At 42.5% G+C, this 26,311-nt stretch carries 14 protein-coding genes; 2 read left to right on the forward strand and 12 right to left on the reverse strand.

Going from position 1 to position 26,311, the window contains the following annotated elements; genetic code table 11:
- Positions 1-33: 33 nt before the first annotated feature.
- The 4 genes from LXL81_RS08910 to LXL81_RS08925 form a co-directional block, all read right to left on the reverse strand.
- On the reverse strand, positions 34-918 hold the full coding sequence (locus LXL81_RS08910; RefSeq protein WP_234646381.1) for an AraC family transcriptional regulator: 885 nt from the start codon (positions 916-918) through the stop codon (positions 34-36).
- Positions 919-963: 45 nt separating this feature from the next.
- Positions 964-2,256: a PepSY domain-containing protein gene (locus LXL81_RS08915; RefSeq protein ID WP_234646382.1), complete on the reverse strand. Its 1,293-nt coding sequence runs from the start codon at positions 2,254-2,256 to the stop codon at positions 964-966.
- 117 nt (positions 2,257-2,373) lie between these two features.
- Positions 2,374-3,606 (reverse strand): DUF4374 domain-containing protein, encoded by a 1,233-nt coding sequence (locus tag LXL81_RS08920; protein WP_234646384.1) that lies wholly within the window; start codon positions 3,604-3,606, stop codon positions 2,374-2,376.
- A gap of 45 nt (positions 3,607-3,651) precedes the next feature.
- Positions 3,652-6,027 (reverse strand): TonB-dependent receptor, encoded by a 2,376-nt coding sequence (locus tag LXL81_RS08925; RefSeq protein ID WP_234646386.1) that lies wholly within the window; start codon positions 6,025-6,027, stop codon positions 3,652-3,654.
- Between the two features lie 428 nt (positions 6,028-6,455).
- Here LXL81_RS08925 and LXL81_RS08930 point away from each other — a divergent pair, with 428 nt between their 5' ends.
- Positions 6,456-6,818 carry a hypothetical protein gene (locus tag LXL81_RS08930; protein WP_234646387.1) on the forward strand — a complete coding sequence of 121 codons (363 nt, stop codon included), beginning with the start codon at positions 6,456-6,458 and terminating at the stop codon, positions 6,816-6,818.
- 134 nt (positions 6,819-6,952) lie between these two features.
- Here LXL81_RS08930 and LXL81_RS08935 read toward each other — a convergent pair whose 3' ends face one another.
- The 8 genes from LXL81_RS08935 to LXL81_RS08970 form a co-directional block, all read right to left on the reverse strand.
- On the reverse strand, positions 6,953-8,374 hold the full coding sequence (locus LXL81_RS08935; protein ID WP_234646388.1) for a DUF1501 domain-containing protein: 1,422 nt from the start codon (positions 8,372-8,374) through the stop codon (positions 6,953-6,955).
- Between the two features lie 109 nt (positions 8,375-8,483).
- Positions 8,484-10,775, reverse strand: coding sequence for a DUF1549 domain-containing protein (locus tag LXL81_RS08940; protein ID WP_234646991.1), 2,292 nt, complete (start codon positions 10,773-10,775; stop codon positions 8,484-8,486).
- Between the two features lie 346 nt (positions 10,776-11,121).
- Positions 11,122-13,878 (reverse strand): PQQ-dependent sugar dehydrogenase, encoded by a 2,757-nt coding sequence (locus LXL81_RS08945; RefSeq protein ID WP_234646389.1) that lies wholly within the window; start codon positions 13,876-13,878, stop codon positions 11,122-11,124.
- A gap of 164 nt (positions 13,879-14,042) precedes the next feature.
- A complete protein-coding gene (locus tag LXL81_RS08950; RefSeq protein WP_234646390.1) occupies positions 14,043-15,758 on the reverse strand; it encodes an FAD-dependent oxidoreductase in 1,716 nt (571 codons plus the stop codon).
- A 222-nt stretch (positions 15,759-15,980) separates the two neighbouring features.
- Entirely contained in the window at positions 15,981-18,764 is a 2,784-nt protein-coding gene (locus LXL81_RS08955) for an alpha-L-rhamnosidase (RefSeq protein WP_234646391.1), read from the reverse strand.
- 110 nt (positions 18,765-18,874) lie between these two features.
- Positions 18,875-20,344: a RagB/SusD family nutrient uptake outer membrane protein gene (locus LXL81_RS08960; protein ID WP_234646393.1), complete on the reverse strand. Its 1,470-nt coding sequence runs from the start codon at positions 20,342-20,344 to the stop codon at positions 18,875-18,877.
- Between the two features lie 32 nt (positions 20,345-20,376).
- Positions 20,377-23,487, reverse strand: a complete 3,111-nt coding sequence (locus tag LXL81_RS08965) for a TonB-dependent receptor (RefSeq protein WP_234646394.1) — start codon at positions 23,485-23,487, stop codon at positions 20,377-20,379.
- 47 nt (positions 23,488-23,534) lie between these two features.
- Positions 23,535-25,019 carry an arabinose isomerase gene (locus LXL81_RS08970; protein WP_234646396.1) on the reverse strand — a complete coding sequence of 495 codons (1,485 nt, stop codon included), beginning with the start codon at positions 25,017-25,019 and terminating at the stop codon, positions 23,535-23,537.
- Between the two features lie 205 nt (positions 25,020-25,224).
- Here LXL81_RS08970 and LXL81_RS08975 point away from each other — a divergent pair, with 205 nt between their 5' ends.
- Positions 25,225-26,133 carry an AraC family transcriptional regulator gene (locus LXL81_RS08975; RefSeq protein ID WP_234646397.1) on the forward strand — a complete coding sequence of 303 codons (909 nt, stop codon included), beginning with the start codon at positions 25,225-25,227 and terminating at the stop codon, positions 26,131-26,133.
- The last annotated feature ends 178 nt before the right edge of the window (positions 26,134-26,311 follow it).

Here is a 26,311-nt window from a genome sequence, read left to right on the forward strand (position 1 = left end):
TTGCATAGTCAGGCGATTTCATTTTCATTTATTTTACCTGATCACATCTCCTGTTTTCTTCCTAAAATCTTCCGGGGTATGTCCTGTTTGTTTACCAAAAAAACGTGTAAAATAGGCAGGTTCAGAAAAACCGAGTTCGTAACTGATCTCTTTAATTGATTTATCAAAACAGCTGATTTCTCTTTTCGCTTCCAGAATCAGCCGCTCATTAATAATTTGATTGATTGTTTTACCATAGGTGTCTTTTGTTAATTCATTCAGTCTTTTCGCACTTAACGATAGTTCATTCGCATAAAAAGCAGCACTTCTTTGACTTTTGAAGTGATTTTCAACAGATTCAATTAACAGGTTCATACGGTTATCCTTATTCTCATCTTTTCTGATATCTTTTTGAAATTCAATACAATGTAAAAACCAGCTTCTAAGATAAGATTCTAAAATAGCAGGACGTTTTTCACCATCATGTTCAAGCTGAATCAGATCAATTAATTTATGAAAAAGACAAACCTGTGAATCAGGCACTATGATTGAAAAATTAACAGTGTGGTAAAATAATTTGAAAATATCACCAGCAATCAAACGTTCGAAAAAATCCTTGGAAATAGCAAAAAGATACCCAACCTTATCCCGCTTATCAATATTATGGACCTGATCCGGAAGAAGCAGAAATAGCTGGTTCCGGCTTATAGGGTATTTGATAAAATCAATAAAATGCACCTGACGTGGTTTCACATCCGTAAACCATAGAAATTCGTAAAAGTCATGGCGATGGATCCCATTAAAATAATGCTCATTACTTTCTTCAATTTTGGACATCATGAAAAAATCTCCTCCCAATTGATGGAGAGGAAAATCAGTAATTTTTACCTGTCTGGTTTCATTCAAAAGGTCGGTTGATTTATTAAAACTATTTTTCATGGCAAGACATTCACACAAAATTTTTAAAATTCTGCTTCATCAAAATTATGAATCAATCGTTGTTTTTTCGTTTAAATCTTTATTTCGTATTAGTCCCGGTTTAAATTTTGACGTTGTGGCTAAACTGATATTTTCCTGATTTTCTGAAAGATCTTCACTTACAAACTTCTTAATCCTGCCGGCATTTTTCTTACCTTTTTTGCCAAAACCTTTCCGTCCCCACCATACCAGAAAGCCCGTCACAGGCAAACTTGCTCCGATCAGACTGGAAAGGAAAGCCAGCACTTTACCTGGAAATCCGAGAATACTTCCCACGTGAATATCGTAGTTCATTTTGCGAAGTTTTGTTCCAAAAGGTGCGCCATCATAAGAAGCTCCATAAACCTCATCTTTCGGCAATTCTTTTAATGTATGCTGATCAAAAGAATAACTACGGTTATTATAAAACTGACCGCTGTTTGGATAAATGGTAATATAAATGGCAGATTTTGCTTTTACAGAATCAGGAAAAGTATAATAAAAACCTTCGGCTTTCGGATTCTCGCTGATCACTTTTAACCAGGCTTTATCAATCGCCTGTTGTGGGGTAAAAAACTTTCCAGCCATTAACGAGTCAGAAGTTATCTCCCTTTCCCGGCCCGGCAGTGATTTCCCGCCCGAAGTTGCCCAATATAAACCCTGACTGTACCATTTAATTCCATAAACCATTCCCGTCAATGCGATGGCCAGCAAAAATAAAAGTGAGTAAAACCCAAGCACATTATGAAGGTCCAGATTAACCCGCTTAAAAGATGCACCCCATTTTATTTTGAAACTTTTATCCGTTGTGGTTTTCGTCCACTTTTTAGGATACCACCATATCAGTCCGGTTATCAAAAGTATGACAAAAACTAAAGTGCCATAATTTACAATCGGGCGACCAATTTCAAACGGAAGCCATAAAAAACGATGACCGTTTAAAACCCATCGAAAAAAGCTTGTTTCCCCCTTTTTGTGTACATCCTTACTGATTATCTCACCAGTATACGGATTTATTTTCAACGTGATATTAGGACCGCGTCGTTCACCCAGACCCAAATTAATCGCTCTTCCTTGCTGGTAATTCGCATAAGAAACTTTGATATCAGGATAAGAAGCCTTTGCAATCTGCATCAGCTGAGAAGGCATGATAACTGCTTTATCCTGCCTTTCAATTTTAGTTTCTGGTTCTAGCAAACCTTCAATCTCCTCATTAAAAACCCAGATACAGCCTGTGATACAGACGATGAAAACGATGATTCCGGAGATAAGCCCGAGCCATAAGTGGAGAAAGTTATTGACTTTTTTGAATGTTGTCATAATATAATGATAGAATAAGTGAATTATAGAATGCGTGCGGTAGGCTGGCTTTGGTAATGACAAAGCTTATCCCTTCCGAAGAAGTGGACAAGCTTTGGCGACCATTCCTGATTTCTTTTATTTCACTTTTACAATGGCAGTGATAGCACCGCCTTCAACTTTCAAACCTTGTTTTGCAGTTGCGGAAGCGATGTCCACGCCATAAACCCAGCTGCCGGCGTCTGTATTTATTCCAACATATACCGTCTTTCCATCCGCACTAACGGTATTATTATTGTAAGAGGCAGATGAGGATGCAATTGCCTCAGGAGCCCCCGTAACCCAGGTAAATGTCTGGTTATAAAGATCTGCTATCGCCAGTCTCTTGTTCCCGGTTGCTGTATTAACCGTTCCATACATATAAAGCAGCACTTTCCCTTTGCTCAGATAAGTCTGATTAGCAATGTGATAGCCGCCTGATTTTTCCTGAACATTAAAGAAATAACTTTGATCAAATTCGGTAGTTCCTTTTTTAATTCTTACAAAAGCGGAAGGTTTTTTCGAAGTTGCTGCACCACTGTTGCTAGCAGACGCCGGAGAAAATCCATAGGCATCACCGTTTTCATCCACTGCCAGTCCGTTATTAAAATATGATCCGATAAAGCTTGTTCTGTTGTCCTTAATCACTTTTTCAAGTTTCATAGCCGGATAAGAGAACACCGCAATCCAGCTGCTGTCCGGATAAGCTGTTCCAAAAACATCAGGCGCTGCACCTTTGATACTCATATACGGAGCAAAAACTTTATCCCCTACCTGAGTTGCGCCGGTGAAATGTGCACGCTCTCCATTGCCTGCCAGTTTTACTATGTTTTCCTGACCTTCAGCAACAATTTTAGACTGGTCCGCATTGATACGGAACCAGGAAGAACTTTCGTTTCCGCTTCTTGGCACTTTAATGATCAAAACATCATCACCGGCAGTTGCAAATACCTGAACAGTTTCACTCTGAAAATCAGAAGTTTTTACCAGTTCACCTTTTTCATCCAGTGCATAGGTCGTGACAGCACCCGGATTTCCCTGGCCGTACAGCAAACTGAAAAACTTGTTTTTGTGGGTGATATAATAACGATAAGACCCATCCTGCTCAATTCCTTTTCCAACAGTACTGATCGTTCCCTGCGAAAGATCGCTTGTGGTAAGCAGATAATCCGCCACCCCCGCAGAACCAATCGGCGTTGATGCTACCACATATCTTGACTCGGTGTCTACAACTGGTTCAGTACCAGGATCAACAGTTTTATCATCACTGCAAGCCCCCAAAAACACACCCATTCCCAACACAAAAAACCACTGTAAATATGACTTTTTCATTTTTTGATTTATTAGAATTATTGAAACTATTGAACTGATTATTATTTATTTGCTGATAAAATACCGAAGCTTTACATAGAATCCTCGACTTGGTTTTTGAAGACTGAAATTGTCGTATAACTTACTATCAAGCATGTTTTTGCATTCCAGAGCGACGTTATATCTTCCATTGGCCATGGCATAAACAATGTTGACATCATGGCTTAACTGGCGTGGAATGTCAAGTTTGTCACTTCCGAGACTTGGCCAATACAGGTAATATGCATGGACATAAAGCAGATTATAACCAAAAGTCAGGGTGTTTCCTTTTTTGCCAAAATCTTTCAGGAAAAGTGCGGCATCCGCGTTCCCGAACATGAAAGGCATGTTAGGAATCCGGTCGCGGTAGAGCGGACTTTCCGTTGTGTAGCCATCTTCAAATTTTGTATTATTCCGCAGATCCTGATAAGTCAGATTGACTCCCGCAGTAACCAATTGTCTGAAGGAATAGCGAACCTCGCCATCAACTCCAAAATTGGTTACATCTGCCAGGTTATCCATTACCTGTTTTGTCTGGTTGGCATTCAATTTGGGACGTATAAAGCCCTGGGCATAGCGATACATCACATTCGCGTCGATACTAAACCGGTGTATTTTATGGATACTGGCCTGATAACTAAATCCTAAATTGTAGTTATTACTTGTTTCCGGTTTCAGATCAATGTTTCCTTCCAGATTTAACAAATCACCAAACAGCTCATCCGTTTCAGGCAGTCGGTAACTCTTTTCAAATGAGCCCTTTAATTGCAGGTTTTTCAATAGAAAGTAAGTAGAGGCAACGCCATATCCCAGTTTACTAAAACTGTTTTTCTGATCCCTATAAGCTATATCACCCCAGTTTCCACTTGGATTATATGAAACCGAAAACTTGTTATCTTGGGAGAATTGCTTTACAAAAAGTGAGGTATTCCAGCGGTCGCTGTAATCAAATTTATAACCTAAACCGAGCACGTTTTTGGTATTGATCCGCGGCTGCTCATATTTATCAGCGTCAGGAAAAAGTTCGTCCTTTCCTTTTCTGTTGAAGGTATTATAAACGTTATTGATGGTTATTGAGTGGCGATCATCGATCTGGTAGCTCAAATTTGCTGTTGCCAGACCATTATTATTTCTGAATTTATACAATGATCTTTCGCGCTCACTTCCCAGCCCTTCGTATTGTTTAAACTGCTGAAACCAGTTGTAGCGGCGATAAACCGTGTCAATATTTTGCTCTTGTCCAAGATTATAATTCGCAGACAAATTGAAATTCAATCCTTTTACAAAAAGATCTTTCTTTTGATATTTCAGACTTGGCATCACAATATTTCCTTTCCGATGCCATTTCCCAAAAACGCTTACCATCCTTGCGCCGGTTTGTATCTCGGCTTTGTTCTGACCAAGCGTGATTCCAATCAACAGTTTGTCAGCGAATTTTTTCCCAACTATACCGATGTTTGCAATCAAGGTTTCATTGTGATAGGTATCGTGAAATCTTCGCAATCGCTGATTTCTGAAATATTCACCCGTATTCACATCGGCGACATCTACGTTAATCCAGTAGTTATTATTTGAAAAATTTTGAAATACGTTCACTTGCGCAGTGAAGCCGTTTTTGGCCGTAAATCCGGCATTGATCGCCGTACGGTACGTATTAAATGAACCGTAAGAATATGACGCATCAACATAACTATTTTGTTTTGTATTAGTTACGATATTAACAGCTCCCCCCAATGCGTCGGAACCAAGCCAGATTGGCACAACACCCTTATAAACCTCTACCCTTTCGGCAAGATTGATCGGAATATTATTAAGCTGAAAAGAAGAACCAAAATTGTCCATCGGCACGCCATCCAGAAAAAATTTTACCTGCCGACCAGTAAATCCATTCAGCGAAAAGTTCATATTTGAACCCACACCACCACTTTCTCTAACCCGCACTCCAGAAACGCGATCTAGTGCGTGAGACAAATCAAGTGTAGAGTTTTGAAGTTTTTTTGCGTCAATGGCTGTGACATTGTAGGCCTGCCGGTTGATTTCCTTCGTTTCGCTCCGTCCAATCACCGAAAAAGATTCCAACTCTTTTGTGTCGGAATCCAGATGAAAGTTGAATTTTAGTTGCTCGCCTTCCTTTGTTGTAATTTGTTTGGATTGGGTCTGATAACCTATGAATGAAACGGTAAGCTGATAGGTGCCGGGCATTACTTTTTCCAGGAAATATTTCCCCTCAGAATTGGAGAAAGTCCCAATAGAAGTTCCTTTTAGAGCTATGGCAGCACCTGGTAATACCTCACCATCAGCGGATTTGATATGTCCGGTAATGGTTACGGAAGATTTTTGGGCAAAAGTTATGATCGAAAGGACACAAAATATCCCGATATGCAGAATTTTACTAATTTGCATTGCTTTAAAATGTTCAGCGTTGGTAAGCATTGCACTTTTGCGCAATGAGCCGGATGGTTGCAGCCATCCGGTTTAATTATTGTTTGTGGAGGGAATTTATAGTAGCGGTCACGTCATCGTTATGATTTGTTAGGTAAAAAATAAGGAATTTTAATATATAGTAGCTTTAAACAGTCTATTCCACAGTCGGCCAAATCAATTTATTATTAAGTCGCTGTGTTATAAATAAATAGACTCATTCTAAATAAGATTACAAAAGTACTCGGTGAAAATTGGATACGCTTATACAATTTGCCGGTTCGGTTGGACAATCTGCACCTTTCCACTACATTCATCACTGAATTTTTCCGTCCATGTATAGATTAGCCAAAATACTAATCATGTACTATATATTGCATAGTACCTTGTTAAACATAACATATTTAGCCATGAAACTTAAATACATTTTATTTATGCTTACTGTAAGCATAGTTTCTTCATGCAGAAATTCAGATGATGTGAAAATTGCGGTAAAAGATTCTGATGACGAATACCGGTTTACAGCTTATTTCGACGAAAATAAAACAGAGGAGATTGTCAAAGTTATTGATCAGAATATTGCGCCAACTACCATTGCTTCGGATGATGACAAGATTGACGTAACGACAACACTGGAAGATAAAACGACGTTTGATCTTCAATATGAACCGGGTGAAGTGATGATCAAACTAAACAAACATGAGAACAGCAAATCTTCTTATTCCAGGGTCAAAAAAATGTGTGAGGAAATTAAAAATACTATTGGGGAGTAATGGTAATTATAAAGATTGATAATCAATATGGTTAAAAAAATTATAACCTGTTTTAAACCGTAGATTTTTCTGAAACACAAAAATGTATTTCAGATAAATCTACGGTTTAAATATAAATTCAAAACGGTAATTTCCTAGGTCAAAAGTTCCATAACAGCTTTTCCTTTTCCATCCGGCGTAGTGTAAAACGGACGCTTCTCGACTTCGTATTGCGTGTCTTCTGCAATACCAAGTGCGTGATAAATAGTTTGATGAACAGCGTCTATTTTGATCGGATTTTCAATCGTTTTGCATGGTCGTTCGTCAGCAGTTTTCCCGTATACAAACCCTTTTTTAATACCTCCGCCAAACATCAGCATAGAACCTGCATCGGTAAAGTGGCGGTGCATTCCATAAAATTTCATATCCGACAAAATATCTGGCTGCGGTACCTGCTCCTGAACTTTCAAATCCGGACTTCCTTCTACCATCATATCACGACTAAATTCACTCGCCAAAACAACCATCGTTCTGTCCAGCAAGCCTTGTTTGTCCAGATCTTTAATAAGCTGGGCCACAGGGCCGTCAATTTGTTTTTTCATTTCAACAAGCCGGGTATTACCATTTTCATGAGTATCCCAACCTTTAAATGGCTCATATTCAGTAGTAACACTGATAAACCGCGCACCTTGCTCTGTCAATCTTCTGGCCAGCAAACATCCCAAACCAAATTTACCGGTATTATAAATATTATAACTTTCCTTAGGTTCAGTACTCAGGTCAAAAGCTTTTGATTCCGGCGAATTAAGCAAGGCATATGCCTGTTCCATAGATCGTTTTAATGATTCCCGCTGATAATCACTACCAAATTCTCCAACCGGACTGTTATTGATCAATTCGTTGTACAGTTGATTTCTCCTTTCAAAGCGTTTGGCATCCATGCCTACGGGCGGTCGAACGCTATCAAGCCCCTGGCTTGGATCCGGAATGAAAAAAGGGCCGAACTCATTACCCAGAAATCCAGCCGTATGAAATGCCTTCAACTCTTCACCTTCACCCAAAGTAAATCGCTGGCCTATGTCGATAAATGCGGGTATGACCGGATTTTTAGGCCCCAGTTCCTTTGCAATCCATGAGCCTAAATGTGGCGCGGCAACAGTTTGAGGTGGTTCGTAACAAGTATGCCAGTGATATTGGTGTCGGGAATGAAGAATATGCCCCATATCCGCAGCTGTGTAGGAACGGATCAAAGTCCCTTTATCCATCACTTTTCCAATCGATTGCAGCCCGTCCGAAAAATGAATTCCATCCAGGGCTGTCGGCATTGATTTAAATGTGCTCAAAACCCGGTTACCTTCCATCCCTGTTTTATATGGCGTATAAAGTTTCGGGTCAAAAGTTTCGGTATGTGCCATTCCGCCAGCCATCCAAAGCAGGATGACGGTATCGGCGGTAGAATTTGCTCCGGATTTACAGCCTGTCAAAACATTTGCCAGTGGCGAACCGGCGGCTAATGCGGCCAAGGTTGCAGCACTGGTTCTTTGCAGGAATTCTCTTCTGTTCCAGGTCGATTTCATTATTAGCGTTTGGCTTTTAGCGTTTAGGAATTAGCTTAATGCATCCGAAAGTATTAACGATATTTCGATTCTAAAAACTACATCTCAATTATCTTTTCTGCATTGGTAATCAATAAATTAATTGAAACTCCGGAACAAGTGCCAGAGCCCAGACAAAATCCTGGATTCCTTCTTCGCTTGGTTTTGGGCCAAGGATTTTCCGGGCTGCATCCAGTTCTTTCGGTGCAGGATTTCGTCCCAGTGCCCGCTTGTAAAGTTCAGTTACCAATGTATCCGTTGTTGGATATTTTACGATCCATTCTTTCGCCCCACTTTTCAGCGTCTCGGTAAATTTATTTCCGTTGGTAAGCTCCAAAGCCTGTAACAAATTTGCCTGCGATGTCCGGCTTGTGCTTACAGTTTCCCGGTTGGGTCTGCCTAATGAGGTTAAAAAAGGATCATTTTTAACAAGTGCTGCTCTTGCGAACGGCACTTTTGCTTTAATCTTTTCCGGCAAAAGATTAAAAACAACGGCCGAATCTGCATACATCGGTTTGAAAGAAGTACTGATGGCATCTGTAAATTGTTCTGCTGTCAATCGTCTTCGGACCATTCCTGTGAATTTATAATTGTTGGCCATAATATCTCCTGGTTCTTTCACCGAAGAAGACGGAAGCTGGTATGTTTTTGAAGTCAAGATCGCAAAAATCAATTTTTTCATATCGTACCCATTTTTTTCAAAATCAGAAGCAAGCCAGTCGAGCAGATCCTCACTCCATGGCATATTATCCATCATATCAACAGGTTCCACAATGCCCCGTCCTAAAAGCTGAGCCCAGATCCGGTTCACAACCGTTCGGTATAGCCGACCATCTTTTGGCTGAACCAGATAGTCTGCCAGTTGTCGCAGGCGTTTTTCAGTACTTGCATTTACTGTAATCTCACCCAATTCCGGATAAAGTATTTTAGTACCTGCAATTTTGCCGGTCGGTTTGTCGCAGCGGTTTATTTCGAGCAAAGTATCAGCAAATATATTGGCAAAGGCATAAGAATCAGCCAGTTTCCAGTCGCTGATGAAGCTATCGTGGCAGGATGCACATTTTAAATTCAATCCCAACAAAACCTGTGAAACATTTTGTGCGGCCTGCATTTCTGTGCGCTGACTTGAATTAATAGTTCCTCTCCATTTTATTCCTTTGATAAATCCTTCCGACCCTTTTACCGGACTTATCAATTCTTTTACAAACCAGTTATAAGGCTTATTGTCCTCCAAAGAAGTGTAGAGCCATTTGGTAATATCAAAGCGGCCACCTGTTATATAACCAGTTCCGGTGTAATCATTTCTGAGTGCATCATTCCAGAAAGAAAGCCAATGCTGGGCATAATCGTCATTTCTGCTTAACAATTCCTTTGCCAACGCAGCTCTTTTTTCCGGATTCTGATCAGCTATAAATGCCTCCACTTTTTCCGGTGGCGGGAGCAATCCGATGATATCAAGATAAACGCGACGAATATAAGTTCTGTCATTTACCACCGGTTTCCACTCAATTTTGTTTTTTAGAAAATATACATTTACAAACCGGTCAATGGGCTGAACAATATCTCCACTTGCGGCCGGAAGTGCCGGCATACGTGGTTCCAGAGCTGCAACACGGTAAATGCTTTTTTCTTTTCCATCCGGCCACAATGCACCTTTTTCAATCCAGAATTCCAGGACTTTCACTTCTTTTTCTGTCAACCTTTTTCCTTTTGTCGGCATGGCATCCTTATCTCCTGCCGGCAAAGATATTCTTCTGATCAACTCACTTTTATCAGGGTGATTGGGAATTACTACAACGCCGTCTTCACCGCCTTTCATGATACCATCCTTACTATCCAACCTCAAATCGCCCTTTACCTTTTGCTCTCCATGACAACTATAACAATTGTGAGCCAGAATGGTCCTGACTTCCACATTCAGGTCCTGAATTTGCTGAGGATTCAGCTCACCATTATTTGTCAAAACAAAATCAGCTTCCTGGGCATCAGGATTATCAGGTTTTGAGAATGGAAGAACACTGGAAAGATAGTCACCGCCATGAGTCAGCATAGCGCCATAATGTCCTGCAAAAGAAACCCCAAAAACAGTCAGAAACAGGAAAGAGCGAAAAGCTGCTACTCGGTTATTGCGGATTAAAAAAGCGGTTACAAGAGACAGAACCATGGTCGCGATACCAGACCAGCGATGAATTTCCAGGCTATCTCCGCCATATTCTCCCTCACTTGCCAGTAACCATCCAAAAATGACTGCAAGGACAGCACTCCCGGCACCAATCCATACCAGGATATTAATGGCATCCTTCAACTTCCCACTTTTGCCACGCCAGTCGATAATTTCCAATAACAGCGCAATACAAAGCAAGCCAACAGGAAAATGAACCATTAGCGGGTGCAATCGTCCTAATAACTGCCAGAGCCAGAAAGTTTCAGTGGTTTGAAGTAACACAGGGTAAATAATGGGTTAGAATCAGGCTTTATGTCGAAAATAAAAAAACAGTGCTTTGGCATAACAAGCCTGAACTGCAATATTTTTGTCTTACAAATAAGACAAAAGGATATGATTTTTACCCGGTTAGTGAAGGTGTTTCTTAAATTTAAAGAGAAGTGTCTTTGACCTTTCTTTCGGTAAATTTTAGACTCCGACTAATTAGAAATCCTGATATTTGCAGAATCCATAGTGAAACCTGTCTGGAACTTTGTTGTTTAAATAAGCAGTACCAAACCCACCATCACATTTTTTCAAAAAAGACCCAGTCAAGGAAAAACAAACCGACTTGGCTTTCATCAGGATTTGAAAACGTAAAATACAGATCATGAATACCCGTTGTCGGTTTCAGGCTGATCACGAATTCTTTCCAGTCTGTTTTCACATCTTTGAGCTGACCGGAAGATACCGGTAAACTTCCGATCAGAGCGCCTTTTTCATTGTCTTGTCTAACTTTAATCAAACCACCAGCGCCTTGCTCCTGTAACCGTATCTTTATTTTTTTGATATGGGTAAAATCGATTTGTTTGAAGCTGACATACTTTCCATTCTTACCCCATATCGATGAAACATAACCGGTATTCAACGTGGCAATCACAACATTGGCACTACCTTCTTCGTAATCCTCCATCTCGATCAGCGGATTTCGAAGCACAATGTGGCTACTGCCTTTGAGTGGCTCAATACCATTTGCACCTTTATCTGTATATCCTGCTAAAAGCACATAAGCTCCTTCCTTACCCTGACCAACATGTTCAGTTAATTTTAGACTGCCATTGAGCGGAAGCTGTTTCTTTTGTTCTCCGAGTGAAAGAATATATCTGGAAATTTCTAGGGCGTCCTTTTCAGGCAAATCCATGTGCGGCGGCATAGGATAGGTTCCCCAGCTGCCACTTCCTCCTTTAATAATTTTTTTGGCCAATTTCTGATCAGAGCCTTCTTTTCCCGCATAACGTTTGCCGATTTCCTTCAATGCCGGCCCAATTGATTTGGTGTCAATCGTATGGCAGGCCTTGCAGTCGAGAGAGGCATACAGTTTTTCCGTTGCAGCATATTTAATATTTCCATGATTCGCCCCCGACAGCACCGAAGCCAGATCCTTACCAAAAGGTAAATAATTGAAAGAAGCTGTCAAAGCTGACTTTTCGATTACTTTATCCTCCGTGTCTTTAACATTTATCTTGTAATCAAAAACTGTATTGTCCCAGTAAAAACTCTTATTGGCGGTGCTGCTTATTGAAACTGCTGGTGGTGTATTACCAACTTTAACCTGCACAGTAGCGATACCTTTTCCACCTTGCGGATCAGAAACGGTTAGTGCTACATCATAAATTCCAGGTTTGGTGAACATATGTTTCACTTTCGATCCTGATACTTTTTTTGCTCCTATTTTCCATTCAAAGCTCAATTTGTCGCCCGGATCATAATCCCTGGACTTCTCGGCGGAAAAAGAAACCGTCATTGGAGCGGCCCCGTATTGTTTATCAATCTGAATATCAGCCATCGGATTACGGTTTCCTTCGGAATATTCCACTCGTATCAGGCCAGCATCCGTATTTTTTGCAAACCAGTTGGTTCCATAGGCCAACATATAGATTGCTCCATCCGGTGCTATTTTCATATCCATAGGCGCTACCACTTTCAAATGTGGCAAGAATGGCTCCATGCTTACATAATTTCCGTTTTTATCCAGCTTTACCGCCATAATCCATTTACGTATCCACTCGTATATAAACAGTTTTCCGTCATAATATGCCGGCAATTTATATTTTGCATTCGGGTACAAATCGCGGTAATATACCGGCCCGGCCATCGCGCTTGCGCCACCTTTCCCCACCATGGGCCAACGTTTCGATTCACCCTTGCCATACCAGATCATCGCAGGCTGCGCAGGTGGTAAATTTTTAACTCCCGTATTGTTGGGGGAATTGTTTACAGGATGCAGCGGATCCTGTTTTGGACCTTCTTTTTTTGTTTCAAAATCATATTTTGGAAATCCTTCGTTGTTACCTAGAAAATAAGGGTAACCAAAAAAACCTGGCTTTCGCGCCTGATTGATTTCGTCATAACTCAAAAAATTCTCTTCTGCCGGAACATTGGAATCCGGCCCGACATCCCCCCAGTATACAAAGTTATTTTTTGGATCCACTGACAACCGGAACGGATTTCGGCATCCCATTACGTAAATTTCCGGATAACCCGTAGAGCCGTCCTTTGGAAAAAGATTGCCATCCGGGATGGAATAAGTACCATCTGCCTCAGGCTTGATTCTCAATATTTTTCCGCGGTAATCTTTGCTGTTCGCAGTCGTACCCTGACCATCCGACAACCGTCTGCCCGGGCGCTCATCAGTCGGATTATGTCCTTCAATTTCTTCTGCGTTTGTATTATCGCCTGTTGAAAGATAAAGCAGACCGTCAGCGCCAAAAGTCAGATAACCCGCTGAATGGCAGCAGTAAGTGCGTTGCGTAGGAATTTCGAGCAGTACTTTTTTGGAGGCCATATTTATCTGGCCATCAGTCATTTCGTATCGTTCAAGGTTGCTTACATTTTTATTTCCACCGACCCCATAGTAAAAGTAAAGCCAGTGATTTTTATCAAATTCCGGATCTGCGGCTACGCCCAGCAAACCATCTTCAATACCGCTGAAAACATTAAAATGTGCTATCGTTTTAATCTGTTTTTCTTCCGCATCATAAAGTTTTACCGCTCCCTTACGTTCAACGATAACGACATCCAGATTGGGCAAAATAGCCATTTCCATCGGCTCGTCCAGTCCTTGTGCCAGCATCATTTGCGTAAAACGGCTGCTGTCCGGTGCTGATGTGTCGGCAATCATCTTTCCTTTGATTTGTGATTTATCCGGGCTCTCGGACCTGGTGTATGTTTTGTTTTCCCGATAAAATTTATCAGAATTTTTATCTTCAAAAAAATTGAATACCGTTACAGATGCCAGGGCACCTGTAAGAAACAATCCGCTGAATATTTTAAATGTGCTCAAAAGGTAAAGCAGTTATGGTTTTAGGAATAGCTATTTCAAAATTAACAAAACTTGATATTTTTGTTAAATTCTCATAAAGTAAATGCTATATTTATTAACAAGATAACCCATAATTAGCAAGTCTGGCTCAATCGTAACTACTTATATAATTTACTGATGCTTTTCTATCCAGGCCAGTTCGTTTCAATACCCTGTTTTCTTATAAAAATCTGAAAATCAGTCAGCAACTCCTGCTTATCCCTGACCATCCTGGGGATTACGTTTTTGTCCAGAGCATATTTTATGAGCAAACCTACGGATTCGCCAATACTCCATTCAACCGGATGCAGGCGGTAACAGCCGTTAGTAATATGCGTGGTTCCGATGTTTTTGTTTGCCGGAAGAAGATTTTCCATTCTTTTCGGTAGAAGTGCGCCCAGCGGAATCTGAAAGGGCAGCGAAGCAAAATCGATATAATTGTCTCCGCGCGTACTTGGGTGCAGGTCTATATGGTAGTACCCTACACCAACGCTATCGTAAAATTCCGCTGCTTTATTTTCCGTTTTTTTCCCGGTGACCAAGGAGCGATTATCTACCCCAACATGTTCTTCCTTAATCGTAAAAACAGCCTTAATTCTCCGGGATTCGCGGACGTAAGGATATTTCGCCAACCCATCTTCCGTTCCCATGATATCTTTTCTTAACCTGACTCCCGGCCAACCTTTCCCTCCGTCAGGACGAGGTGCTTCGGTTTGCAGCGAGTAAAGAAGTGACAGGCTCAACTGTTTACCACCTTCAAAATGTTTGTTAAAATCCTTTTCACTTGCTCCCACCAGATTTCCGAGAAAATAATCATTCTGCGGCCAGTTCACAATCGTGATATCTCCTGTGTAAGATCCTTTTGTAAAATTCTCCTTATTGATAATTCTCCTGTAATTCCAAAGATTTAGTTTTTCACCCATACTGATCCCTTCCGGATGAAAACCCAGCATTTTTGGAGCTAGCGTTTTAGGGTTTGAATATGAAAGATCAAGTAGCTTCCCTGACCAGGGTTTTGACATTTTCGGGACAAAATTTTTCCAGAAGTCATATTCTTTAGGCTTCTCAATCACATGATTTTCACCGGGAACATAATCAATCGCGAAGCAAACCGTAAAAGCCTGATTATTTTCGGGATCCGCCTTTTCCGGCGCATGCAGTTCACCGGTTTCACTTTTTGATTCAGCTCCTGTGACAAATTCAGTACCTGTCAGCGGAAGGAGATCACCCAGTTCGGTCGCATCCACAAAATATGGTGCCGATAAAACCAGTTTTTGCTTGCTGCTCAAACTAATCGCTTCCAGCGTTTTAACCTTGTTTCCATTGGCGTCGGCTCCTGTTATTTTATGTTCAAGAAGGAGTTTAAGTTTCCCATTGCTTAGGTAAGGCGCAAACATATCGTTTAGCACTGCGACGGCAACCTTGGGCTCGTGACAAAGTTTTGAAACCGAGCCATCACCAGGATTCAGATTTTTGCGGGCCTTTGCCTCATCTGTAAGCGGATAGTTACGTTTGTAATAATCTCTGACATTGTTCCTGAAATCTCTGTAAAGCTGTGTGGCTCCATGCGTTTCGATCCAGACATGCTCATCCGGCGGAACGCCCTGCTGACTTAGCTGCCCACCTATCCAGTCTGTTTCCTCTGTCAAAATAACAGAAAGGCCATTTCTTAACGCCGCCATCGCTGATGCACAGCCTCCAAGACCACCTCCCGCAATGACCAAGTCAGAAGTTAAAACTACTTTCCCGTTTATAACTTCATTTTGCACCGGTTGTCCTGTTGCAGGTGATGTTATTAACGACGCTGTCGACAGTAAACCGCTTCCCAACGTCAGATTTTCAATGAAATTTCTACGATTCATGATTCAAATTTACTGCATAATATTTCAGATCTGCCAGCCTTTTAATATCTGCGGATCTAATCTCCCTTCACCATTTCATCACATCAATTGTTATAAAATTTTGAAGTAATAACAATTGATTTTTTGGTAAATCATTAGTGAAACTTAATATCTTTTGCAGGTCATGGTCACCAGAAGCTCCTGTGTGATCTGACAACCGCCATGACCGAAAAGGCCCTCACCCTATCTTTTTACTTTAAATCTGTAACTGCCGGAACCGATTTTGAAAACAGACTGTCCGTTCTTATTCTCTACAAACCTGACGTCCTTCTGACTTAAAACAGGTTTGTCACCCTCTTTCACTTTTGAAGGATCCGACGAGGGAATGTATATTACCGCCGAACTATTGACAGGGATTTCGACATTCATTTCTGTTATATTATCCTTTATCTCACATTGAACGCTAATTCTTCCATAAGGAGAATCATAATGGGTATTCACAGAGGTGATGTCTCCAACCAGCTGCGGACGAATAATAATTTCCTTGCTCGCAACAGACGAAGGCGCATCCTGAATGCCGGACAATCCACTGTAAAACCACTCCATCAAATGCCCCAGCATCATGTGGTTGTTTGAGGCATTGGTATTCGCCTGCCATGACTCCGTTAATGCAGTGGCTCCTTTTTTTAACTGATAACCATAACCCGGGACGTCAGTTCTGCTATTCATATCATAGATAACTTCGCTGGCACCCGCCTGTTGTAATGCAAGCAATAGGTAACGAAAACCTACATCACCGGCGCTGAGACTGTTATTGCGTTCCCTTATGCCCGTTATCAGACTTTGGGTCACTGCCTCCCGGTTTTCCGGTTCAACAAGGCCCATGTAAAGAGCCATAGCGTTGGCGGTCTGGCTGTTTGTGGCGTAATTCTTTAATTTTTCGTTATAAAATTTCTTGTTAAATGCCTTTTTGACAATCTGCGCAAGCCGCTCATAATTTTCAGCTTCGCCCGGCTTATCCAGTAATTTAGCCGTTTGGGTCATGATCGATAAATCATAGTAATATACCGCCGTTGCGGTAACACCTGCCGGCGTAAGCTGCGGGCTACCCGGATCTTTTGGACCAAGGTCATACCAGTCCCCCAGGCCATGCATCAGAATTCCGTCCTTACTTTTACTTTCCAGGTAAGAAATATATTTTCTCATCATTGGATAACTCTGTGTCAGCAGCTGTTTATTGCCATACCATTTGTATAAATACCAGGGCAGGATGACGCTGGCACTACCCCATTCGGGAGAATCGCGAAAGGCTCCGGGGAAACGGGGATATTCGGGAGCTACACTTGGAATTAATCCCTCTTCGGTCTGCGACTGCTGCATATCCTGAACGATTTTCGCAAAGTATCTGGACACATCGTATTTATAGTGCATTGAACTTCCCATGAGATGAGCCACCTCGAGCCAACCGAGCTTTTCCCGGTGAGGGCAGTCTGTAAGTATACTTGCCATATTGCTTCGGATACTCCAGTCGATGAGTGTGTCTATTTCATTAAACAGCACACTCGAACTGGAGAATGAACCTGCCTGAGGTGCCGAGGCACGTGTATGCAATCCTTTTATATCTTCAACCACAGGCAATCCTTCCGGATTAGGCTCTCCCGCTGGAACCGCTCCCTCGATCTGAACATAACGAAATCCGTAATAGGTAAACTGGGGATGCCAGGTCTCGGACTGCTGGCCATTTGGGCCGTTTCCACGCAGTGTGTAATTAAAAAAAACAGGAAATCCGACAGCCTGTTGGTTTGCTAATTTATCGTTGGTGAGCAGTTCGGCAGGAGTAATTTTGACGCTGGCTCCCCTCTTGCCCTTTACAGTCAGTTGCGGAAAGCCTGACGTGTTCTGTCCAAGATCATAAACCCATATACCTATTTTAGGACTAATCGGTTTTTTAGCCGTAAAAATCTCATGAATTTTAATTGGATCCTGCAATTGTGATGACAAACGAGGCGGCCCCTGCACCGCTACCGGCGATTGCCAGGTCTGATCATTGAATCCAACGCTCATCCAGCCGGATTTTTCCAGTGTTGCATTATAATCCTCTCCGCCAAAAACACTGCTAAAAGTTATAGGGCTTTGGGCAGCTTTCCATGTCAGATCACTGACGACGTTTTCAAAACTCCCGTCCGCATATTCGAGTTGAATTTTTGCGATGAACATTGGATATCCATAACTGACCACCAGTTTTTTGTACCGCTCACTTGGAATATTGTAAAAACCGTTACCCAACATTACACCAAAGGCATTCTCACCATTCTTAATCTGATTGGTAAGATCGAAGGTTACATACTGGGCAACTTTGGAATACTCTGTCCAACCCGGGTCCAGCACATGGTCACCTACTTTTTTACCGTTTAGAAAAAACTCAAACTGGCCAAGTCCGGAGATGTAGGCAGTGGCAGCTTTTATTTTTTTTCGAACCAAAACCTGTTTGTGAAATTGCGGTAAAACGTTGCTGGCCGGAGCCGACTTGCCGATCAGTTTATCAAATGAATCTATACCTGGCACGATGCGGTCTGTTTCAGCTATTTTTTCCATCCCGATCCACTGCGCGCTGCCCCAGTCTGTTTGATCTGGCAAGCCCATACGCCAAAAGGCCGGCTGGCTCCAAGCTGAAGGTTTCCCCGCTTTATCCCAGACCATTACCTTCCAGTAATATTTTCTGCCTGGTTTTAGGTTGGCTCCTGAGAAAGCTATTTGAATGGATTCATCCGTCAATTGCTTTCCTGAATCCCAAAAGTTTCCCTTTGCAGCATCCAATTGCTGGGGTGAATCCGCAACAAGTATCCGGAAAGCTGTTTGCCGCTGTCCGCGCTCCTTCGATAAAAGCTGCCAGCTAAGCTGTGGTCTGGCTGTTTCCACACCCAAAGGATTTTCAGCATCTTCGCAGCGCAGATGATACACTTTTAACTGTGCAGATACAGAGGTAGCCAATATGCTTAACAACAGTAAAATCAGAGGTATTCTCATTATAGTTTTCAATATTTTGGCAAGATAAAAGCATAACAAATACTGGCAATGTTGATCTGAAAACAAATCCTTCATAACAGTCTCTATTTGTAACCACGCGTCAATTTTAATTAGTAACCAGGATTTTGTTCCAATGATAAATTGATCAACAACTCATTTTGTGGAATAGGAAATATAAGCCGGTCCTGCGTTACATTGTATACATTACCGGTCAGATAGGGACGAATAGCCTTTTGTTTGGCTCCATAAGCCGTCATGACCGGGATTGCCTGACCTGTGCGCACAAGGTCCAGCCAACGGTGATTTTCAAAGGCAAGCTCGATCCGGCGCTCTTTTGCAATGGCTATCCGCAGGTCGGCCTGCGAGTTTGCCGTGGTAGCAGCAAGTTTTGCGCGGGTACGCACCTGGTTGAGAAGCACAATGGCCTCAGCCGATTTATTCTGCTCATTGAGGCTTTCTGCCAATAGCAGCAATGCATCTGCATAGCGGTAAACCGGCCAGTTGTCGTTCGTGTTATTAAACTGGGCGTGTGGATGAAGGTATTTTTTCACGAATGGCTGCGCCACTACCTCACCAGCGGGATTGATATAATTGTCGGCTATGGAAGCAGATTTACGCGTATCACCGGATTCGTAAGCGGCTAGTAAGTCATTGGTAGGAATATTCCAGTCTCCCAGGTTCTGGCTGTTGCCTGTTTGTCCGGTGATGTTTTTGGTGTCGGTGACGCCTGGGGCAAACTGGTATGCGAAATTACTTTGAACACCCTGAGTACCTTGCAGATACTGCACTTCAAAGATTGATTCAGCATTATTTTTATTAGCCGGATCGAATATAGATGCATAATCAGGCAAAAGACTGTATCCCAGCGTCGTCACGTCTTTAAGAACCTTCTCAGCTTCGGCATACTGTTTTTGAATCATATAAACATAACCCAGCAGCATTTTTGCTGAACCCTGCGTCGCCTGGCCTTTTACAGACTGGGTTTTGGGCAGCAGGGAAGCTGCATCGGTAGCATCGGCCAGAATTTGTTTGTATACATCAGCAGCCGACGAACGTGGCAAATTGGCTTCGGCAACCGTTCTCACTTCTTTCAGTTGCAGCGGCACTCCGCCAAAATACTGCACCAGATCCAGATAGTAGAACGCCCGAAGAAATTCTGCCTGACCTTTCAGATTATTTTTGATATCGGAACCGATATTGGCTGCGTCAATCCGCACCAAAACGGCATTTGCTTTGGCAATTCCGGAATAGTTATTGATATACTTATTGAAGATATAGCTATTTGTCGCCACATCCGTAAACGTATTAATGTTTTCCTTGTCCGTGATTTGTCCACCCCGGTTGCTATTGTTGAACAGATAATAGGAATTGTCTGAGCGCATCTCGCCCATCACATAGGCATCATTGTAAAGGCCCTGCAAAGGGCGGTAAATGCCGGTAACAGCTTTTGTAAAATCATCTTCAGATTGAAAAAAATCAGCTTCTGTGACACTGGTCTTCGGAGTCAGCTCCAGAAAATCATTTTGACAAGAACCAGCCCCTAAAAGTACCAGTCCGGCCATCAGCAATTTTATTTTCATAATTATAGTAGATTAAAGTCGATAAAATAATCTTATTTCAAATTCACGTTGATACCAAAACTGATCGTGCGTGGTACCGGATAGGATGTATAGTCTATACCCTGTGTCAGTCCGTTTGTGCCGCTGTCATTTACTTCGGGATTTGCCCCTTTATAGCTGGTAAATACAAATGCCTGCTGCACGCTTCCATAAGCCCTGATGCTTTTGAAATAGTTATTTTTGGTAAGTGGAATGGTATAACCCAGGGTAATGTTTTTGATCGTCAGATAACTGCCGTTACTTACCCAGCGTGAATTGGTATTCCGTGCCAGCGGAGTGCTCACAACGGCTCTTGGATGAATCCCGTCGCCCGGATCCTGTTCTGATTTCCACCTTCTGGCCACATCTTTGGTCACATTGAAGACGCCATCCAGGTTCTGAATATATTCCAGAGTCCGGTTTTGAATATCATTGCCGTATTGCCCGGCAATGACCGTACTAAAATCGAAGTTGCCATACGAAAGATTGTTGGTCATACCGAACATAAATTTAGGATTCGGATTTCCAATAATGGTTTTGTCGGCAACTGTAATAACCCCGTCCCCGTTTATATCAGCGTATTTCACAGTACCCACTGTGGATGGCCCGTCACCTCCCAGGTATTTGGGCGAAGCGTCGAGGTCAGCCTGCGTTTTGTATACTCCAAGAAATTTGTAACCAAAGAACGACCCGATAGGACTGCCAATCTGGATAATGTTCGGACCATTGGCATCGCCCCTTGGCAAAGCCGGGTCATAAGGCCCCAGATTCAGGACGTTGTTGTTAATAAACGTAATATTGAAATCTGTTGACCATTTAAGCTTCCCTACTAGGTTCTGCGTGCTGACGGCAAACTCATGTCCCCGGAATTCGAATTTTCCCACATTATCGGTTATGGTAGCAAATCCTGACTGGCGGGGTACACCAACATCCAGCAACATGTCGGACGTTGTTTTATGGAAATAATCGTAGGTCAGAAAAATCCTGCCTTTCAGAAGGCCGATGTCAAGGCCAACATCAAGTTGATTGGACTTTTCCCAGCTCAGGTTATCATTACCGATGTTTGATATGGTTGTACCATTGAACAACGCACCATTGAATGGATAGTTGTTGGCTCCGGTACGCGCAAGATATCCATAATTACCAATGTTGAAATTACCATTTAGCCCATAACCAGCCCGAAGCTTCAAAGTTGAAATAGCAGGAATTTTTGTCATAAAGGATTCATCCGACACATTCCAGCCAACAGACACCGCAGGAAAATTACCGTACTTGGTATTTGGTGCGAATCGTGACGAACCATCACGACGAAATGAAGCTGAAAGCAGATATTTCCCTTTGTAATTATAGTTCAGTCTTGATACGAATGACACCAGAGACCACTCTTGCAGATCAAAACTTGGGGAGAACTGCGTACCCGCATTAAGAGTCTGAACCTTATCGTTGGCGAAGCCGGTTGCACTGATATTGCTGTAATCCTGACGAAATTTCTGGGCGGTATATCCGGCCAGCACATCAAAATTATGATTGCCAAAAGCGCGTTTGTAGGTCAAGGTGTTTTCCGTCAGCCAGGAATAAAAAACGTTACTCAATTGGGAGGCACTTGTCTGAATTGGTGGAGCAGAAAACAGGCTGCCCGATGTTGAAGGCGTGAAATTATTAAATTGCTGATTGGTATAATCAATATTAATCGATGACTTGAAATTCAGGTCTTTTATGATTTCCAATGTTCCGTAAGCATTCGCTAAAATCCGTCCTGTACGGTTGCTATTCTTAACCTGTTGAACCACATTGTACCAGTTAGGATTAGGAAATAAACCGGGTGATGTTGCAGTAAGGGGAATTGTCCCGTCAGGATTTATCGCAGGTGCCAGCGGTGACGTGGCAATGGCACTCTGGATAATACCTCCGCCGAAAATATTGCCATCTGTATTTGGGGCTTCGTTGGTGGCATAGCTTGGCGCAAGATTTACACCAACGGTAACTTTGTTATTGACCTTATAATCCGAATTTAGGCGAACCGAATAGCGTTTGTAGCTGGAATTCAACAGAACTCCGTTTTGGCTGATGTATCCTACCGTTGCTGCCGTGCTTAGTTTATCTTTACTGCTGGCCAGCGACAGACTGTAATTCTGTAAGGCAGCATCTCTTAAAAGCAGATCATACCAATCGGTCCCTTTTCCGGCATATTGAGCAGGATTTTGGTACTCGACCGGAATGCTTGTTGCCTGGCCAAGCCGAATTTTTTCCTGAAAAACTTCATTCTCGTACTGAGCAAATTCCTGCGCGTTCATCATATCCGGCCGGCCACGCTGCGGCACCTGCTGTACACCGTAACTTGCGTTGAAGCTGATAGTGGACCGTCCGTTTGCAGCTCTTTTTGATGTAATCAATACTACCCCATTGGAAGCTCTTGAACCATACAAAGCTGTTGCTGATGCATCTTTCAGGATTGAAAATGTTTCAATCTCGTCAGGGTTAATGTTGCTGATATCACCCACAATCGGAAAGCCATCCACTACATAAAGCGGCTGACTACTTCCGCTGATCGAAGCAGCACCACGAATCCGGATTGACATACCTCCCCCAGGAACGCCGGTTGTCTGCGAGATCTGAACACCTGGTGTTTTACCCTGAAGTTTCTGCGCAAACTGCGTTACGGGAATATCTTTGATTTCGCTGGCACTAATACTGGTTACTGCACCTGTAACATCAGCTTTTTTCTGGGTTCCATAAGCAATTACCACGACTTCGTTGAGTGCCTTGACATCCGGAATCAGGGTCACAGTCAGATTTGTTCTATTGTCCAGAGGCAATTCCTGGCTTACGTAACCAATGAATGAAAATATCAGCGTCACATTCTGATCGGGCACGCTCAACTCGTAGTTACCGTTGGCATCGGTAATTGAACCGCTTGTTGTTCCCTTAACAGACACATTTACGCCTGGCAATCCAGCGTCATTATCCGATGCCAGTACCCTTCCAGTGACACGGATTGGTGTCTGAGCAGCCACCTGTCTATCTGCCCCAAAGACCAGAAACCCGGCAAGCAGCAGTCTGCAAAATAGCATCAGCCTCCTTTGGCGACAGGATACCGCCACATTTGATTTGTCGATTTGTTTCATAGTACAACAGTTATTGATTAGAAAAATTTATTTGAAAGCATCCCCTGTCAGCATATCTGAACGACCTCGATCCTAAGAATCTCACCCAGCTTTTTTAGCCTTGAACCGATATGCCCAATTCCAACAGCGCAATGATGTGCTGGTCCATGCCCGTTCCATAATTCCACAAATGCACGTGCACCAGGTGAAAAACGATACCGGCTGTTGGTATTCCCTATTTCCAGAATCGGCCCTTCCACAGATTCGCCTTCGGCAACAAGCAGCATCAGCTTTCCTGCAATGGTTTCCACGACGGACAGCATTGTTATAGGCCCATTGCGGACAGACATCTCCACGGATAAGCCGGACCCTACCTTGCCGTGATAAACTTCGAGTGGCCTTACCTTGGTTTTGCCTTGTGCGATCTGAATATGCCCTGGTCCGTCATGGCCCATAAGTATGACATCGTCCGTATAATCCATGGCATAGTATTCGGTAAAGGACCCTCCTACTCCGAAACTGTCCATGATTTTCATCGCCTGCACGTTTTTGATTTCATACTCTCCGGCAACGGGGATACCCCTGGCCGTAAGCAGTGAAGTACCCAGAATGATGGAGCTCATCGTGTCCTCATTGGAAGGATTGCCAGTACCTTTGTGGTAGTAAGCCAACGAACCTAGTGCATGCCTGTCAACGAGTTGATCCAAAGCAACCGAAGTTCTTGCAGCACGTTCAAGTTCATAGATTGAACAGTCGGCCTGAATATCGAACCGCTCGTAAAATTCGCTGACCCTATCCTGAATGGCGACTATTCCGACAGCCTCTCTGAGTGCTGAAAGTTCATCTACCTCCAGAATTGTAACATTGCCACCAAACGTTATTAATTGTAAGGTCGGGTCAGAGTAGATATCCAGCATCCCGTTATAATAGTTGCCCAGCAATCCCAGGTTGTTATAAGACATGCTGTTGGCTACCCGTGAAGCTTCAATCCATTCATCGGTTTGTTCCCATACAACAGGATCTCCATAAAGCATTCCTGTTACCTGGTAAGCAGCAATTCCAGACCTTTTAAGCACATTCATGATCTCTGGCACCGGGCATGATCCACAAAACGCCAGCCACTCCCCGGTCATACGGGTACGGTCATTCATACTATTAATCCTGGCATAATCTATGGCTGGCTCCGGGGAAAGATTCAAAATGACAACAGGCACGCCAAGCCGGCGAACAACAGGCAATACTGTTGCCGAAAGCGCATAGGTAGTGGCGTAAATAAATATTATTTCTACATCGGCCTGGCGAAACTGGTGCCCGGCCTTAATGGCTTGTTGTGCATTGTCTATAACACCCAGATTTATAACGCTGGTGTACGGTTTTCCCAAACTTTGTTCAACGAATTGCAGGTAGCCTGATAGTCTCTGTTTCAGGCCTTCAAACTGCGGCCAATAAGTATCCAGACCAATACCGAACAGGCCTACTTTGAGTACATGTTGATACCCGTCAGGCGGGTGCGAAAACGCTTTGTGAACGGAATTTTGCAGTATTGAATGCATCGGACAATATCAAAAAAAACAAATTAGTATCAAAAAAGATATATTTTGATTTAGATTCAGTTAATACTTTGGTCAAATATTTTGGCAATACCAATCAATAATCTTTTTATAAGTAAATATTTAAGAACTATTGTACAAATAAATCACTGAAATGATTAGATTTGCCAATTGTTTTTGATTTTTAATTTATCCAATTTGATACTATATGGCTCTGTTTAGAAAATACTATCAAAAGGTAATTGTTGAGCAGGCTCTTGATCAGCCCAGCTGGGGAGTTGCTGTCATCAATGTGGGCCATAATATTCATCCGCCAGGTGTTAGCTATCCGGATTACCAGCACCCGGGCGACTACGTATTTGATTGGGACAAAGGCCGTATTCTGGAAGAATTCCAATTAGTTTACATATCGCGCGGCCAGGGAATTTTTGAAGCTGATGGCGTAAAGCCGACGATGATAGAAGCCGGTACAGCTTTTCTGCTTTTTCCAGGCGTATGGCATCGTTATCGCCCTTCGGAGCAGACGGGTTGGGAAGAATTCTGGGTGGGTTTCAAGGGCTCCTATGCTGATTATCTGATGGAGCAATCATGTTTTCAATCTGACAAACCTTTAATTCAAATTGGTTTTAATAGTGAATTGTTACAGGTCCTGACACATTTGGTGGATACGGTCCGTTTTAGTTCTGACTCTTGTGGTACACTGTCTTCTTGTCTTACAATTCAGGTTTTAGCTTTGCTTTATGCATCAGCGATCATGAAGAACCCTGAGCAAAGCCAGAGATATCAACTCATTCTACATGCAAAATTTAGAATTCAGGAATACGAACAAAGTAATATGGACCTTGAAGAACTGGCGAAAGAACTGAATGTCAGCTATGTTTGGTTTCGTAAGGAATTTAAAAGAATTGTGGGCACCTCACCCGGTCAATACCATTTAAGCCTGCGGATTAAACGCGCCAGGCAGCTTTTAAGTGAAACAGATCTATCGATTGGAAATATTTCTGATCAGCTGGGTTTTGATTCAGATTTTCACTTCTCTAAAATATTTAAACAGAAAGTCGGGTTTTCTCCTGCCAATTACCGGAAGAATCTTCTCAAAAGTACAATCACAAACTGATGGTCAATGGTTTACGGAGACTGGCAAGGTACGATATTGTAAGATTATGTAAAGCATGTCGTACAGGCAAAAAGGAGTATACCAAAAAGAGGCTCTAAGAATATTTAAACAAGTAAAAGATAAGGCAGCTGTAACCTGGAAAGCGTAATATTATTTCGTTTGTACTGTCAAAAATCAA

The organism is Dyadobacter sp. CY356, from assembly GCF_021440195.1.
Lineage (GTDB): Bacteria > Bacteroidota > Bacteroidia > Cytophagales > Spirosomataceae > Dyadobacter.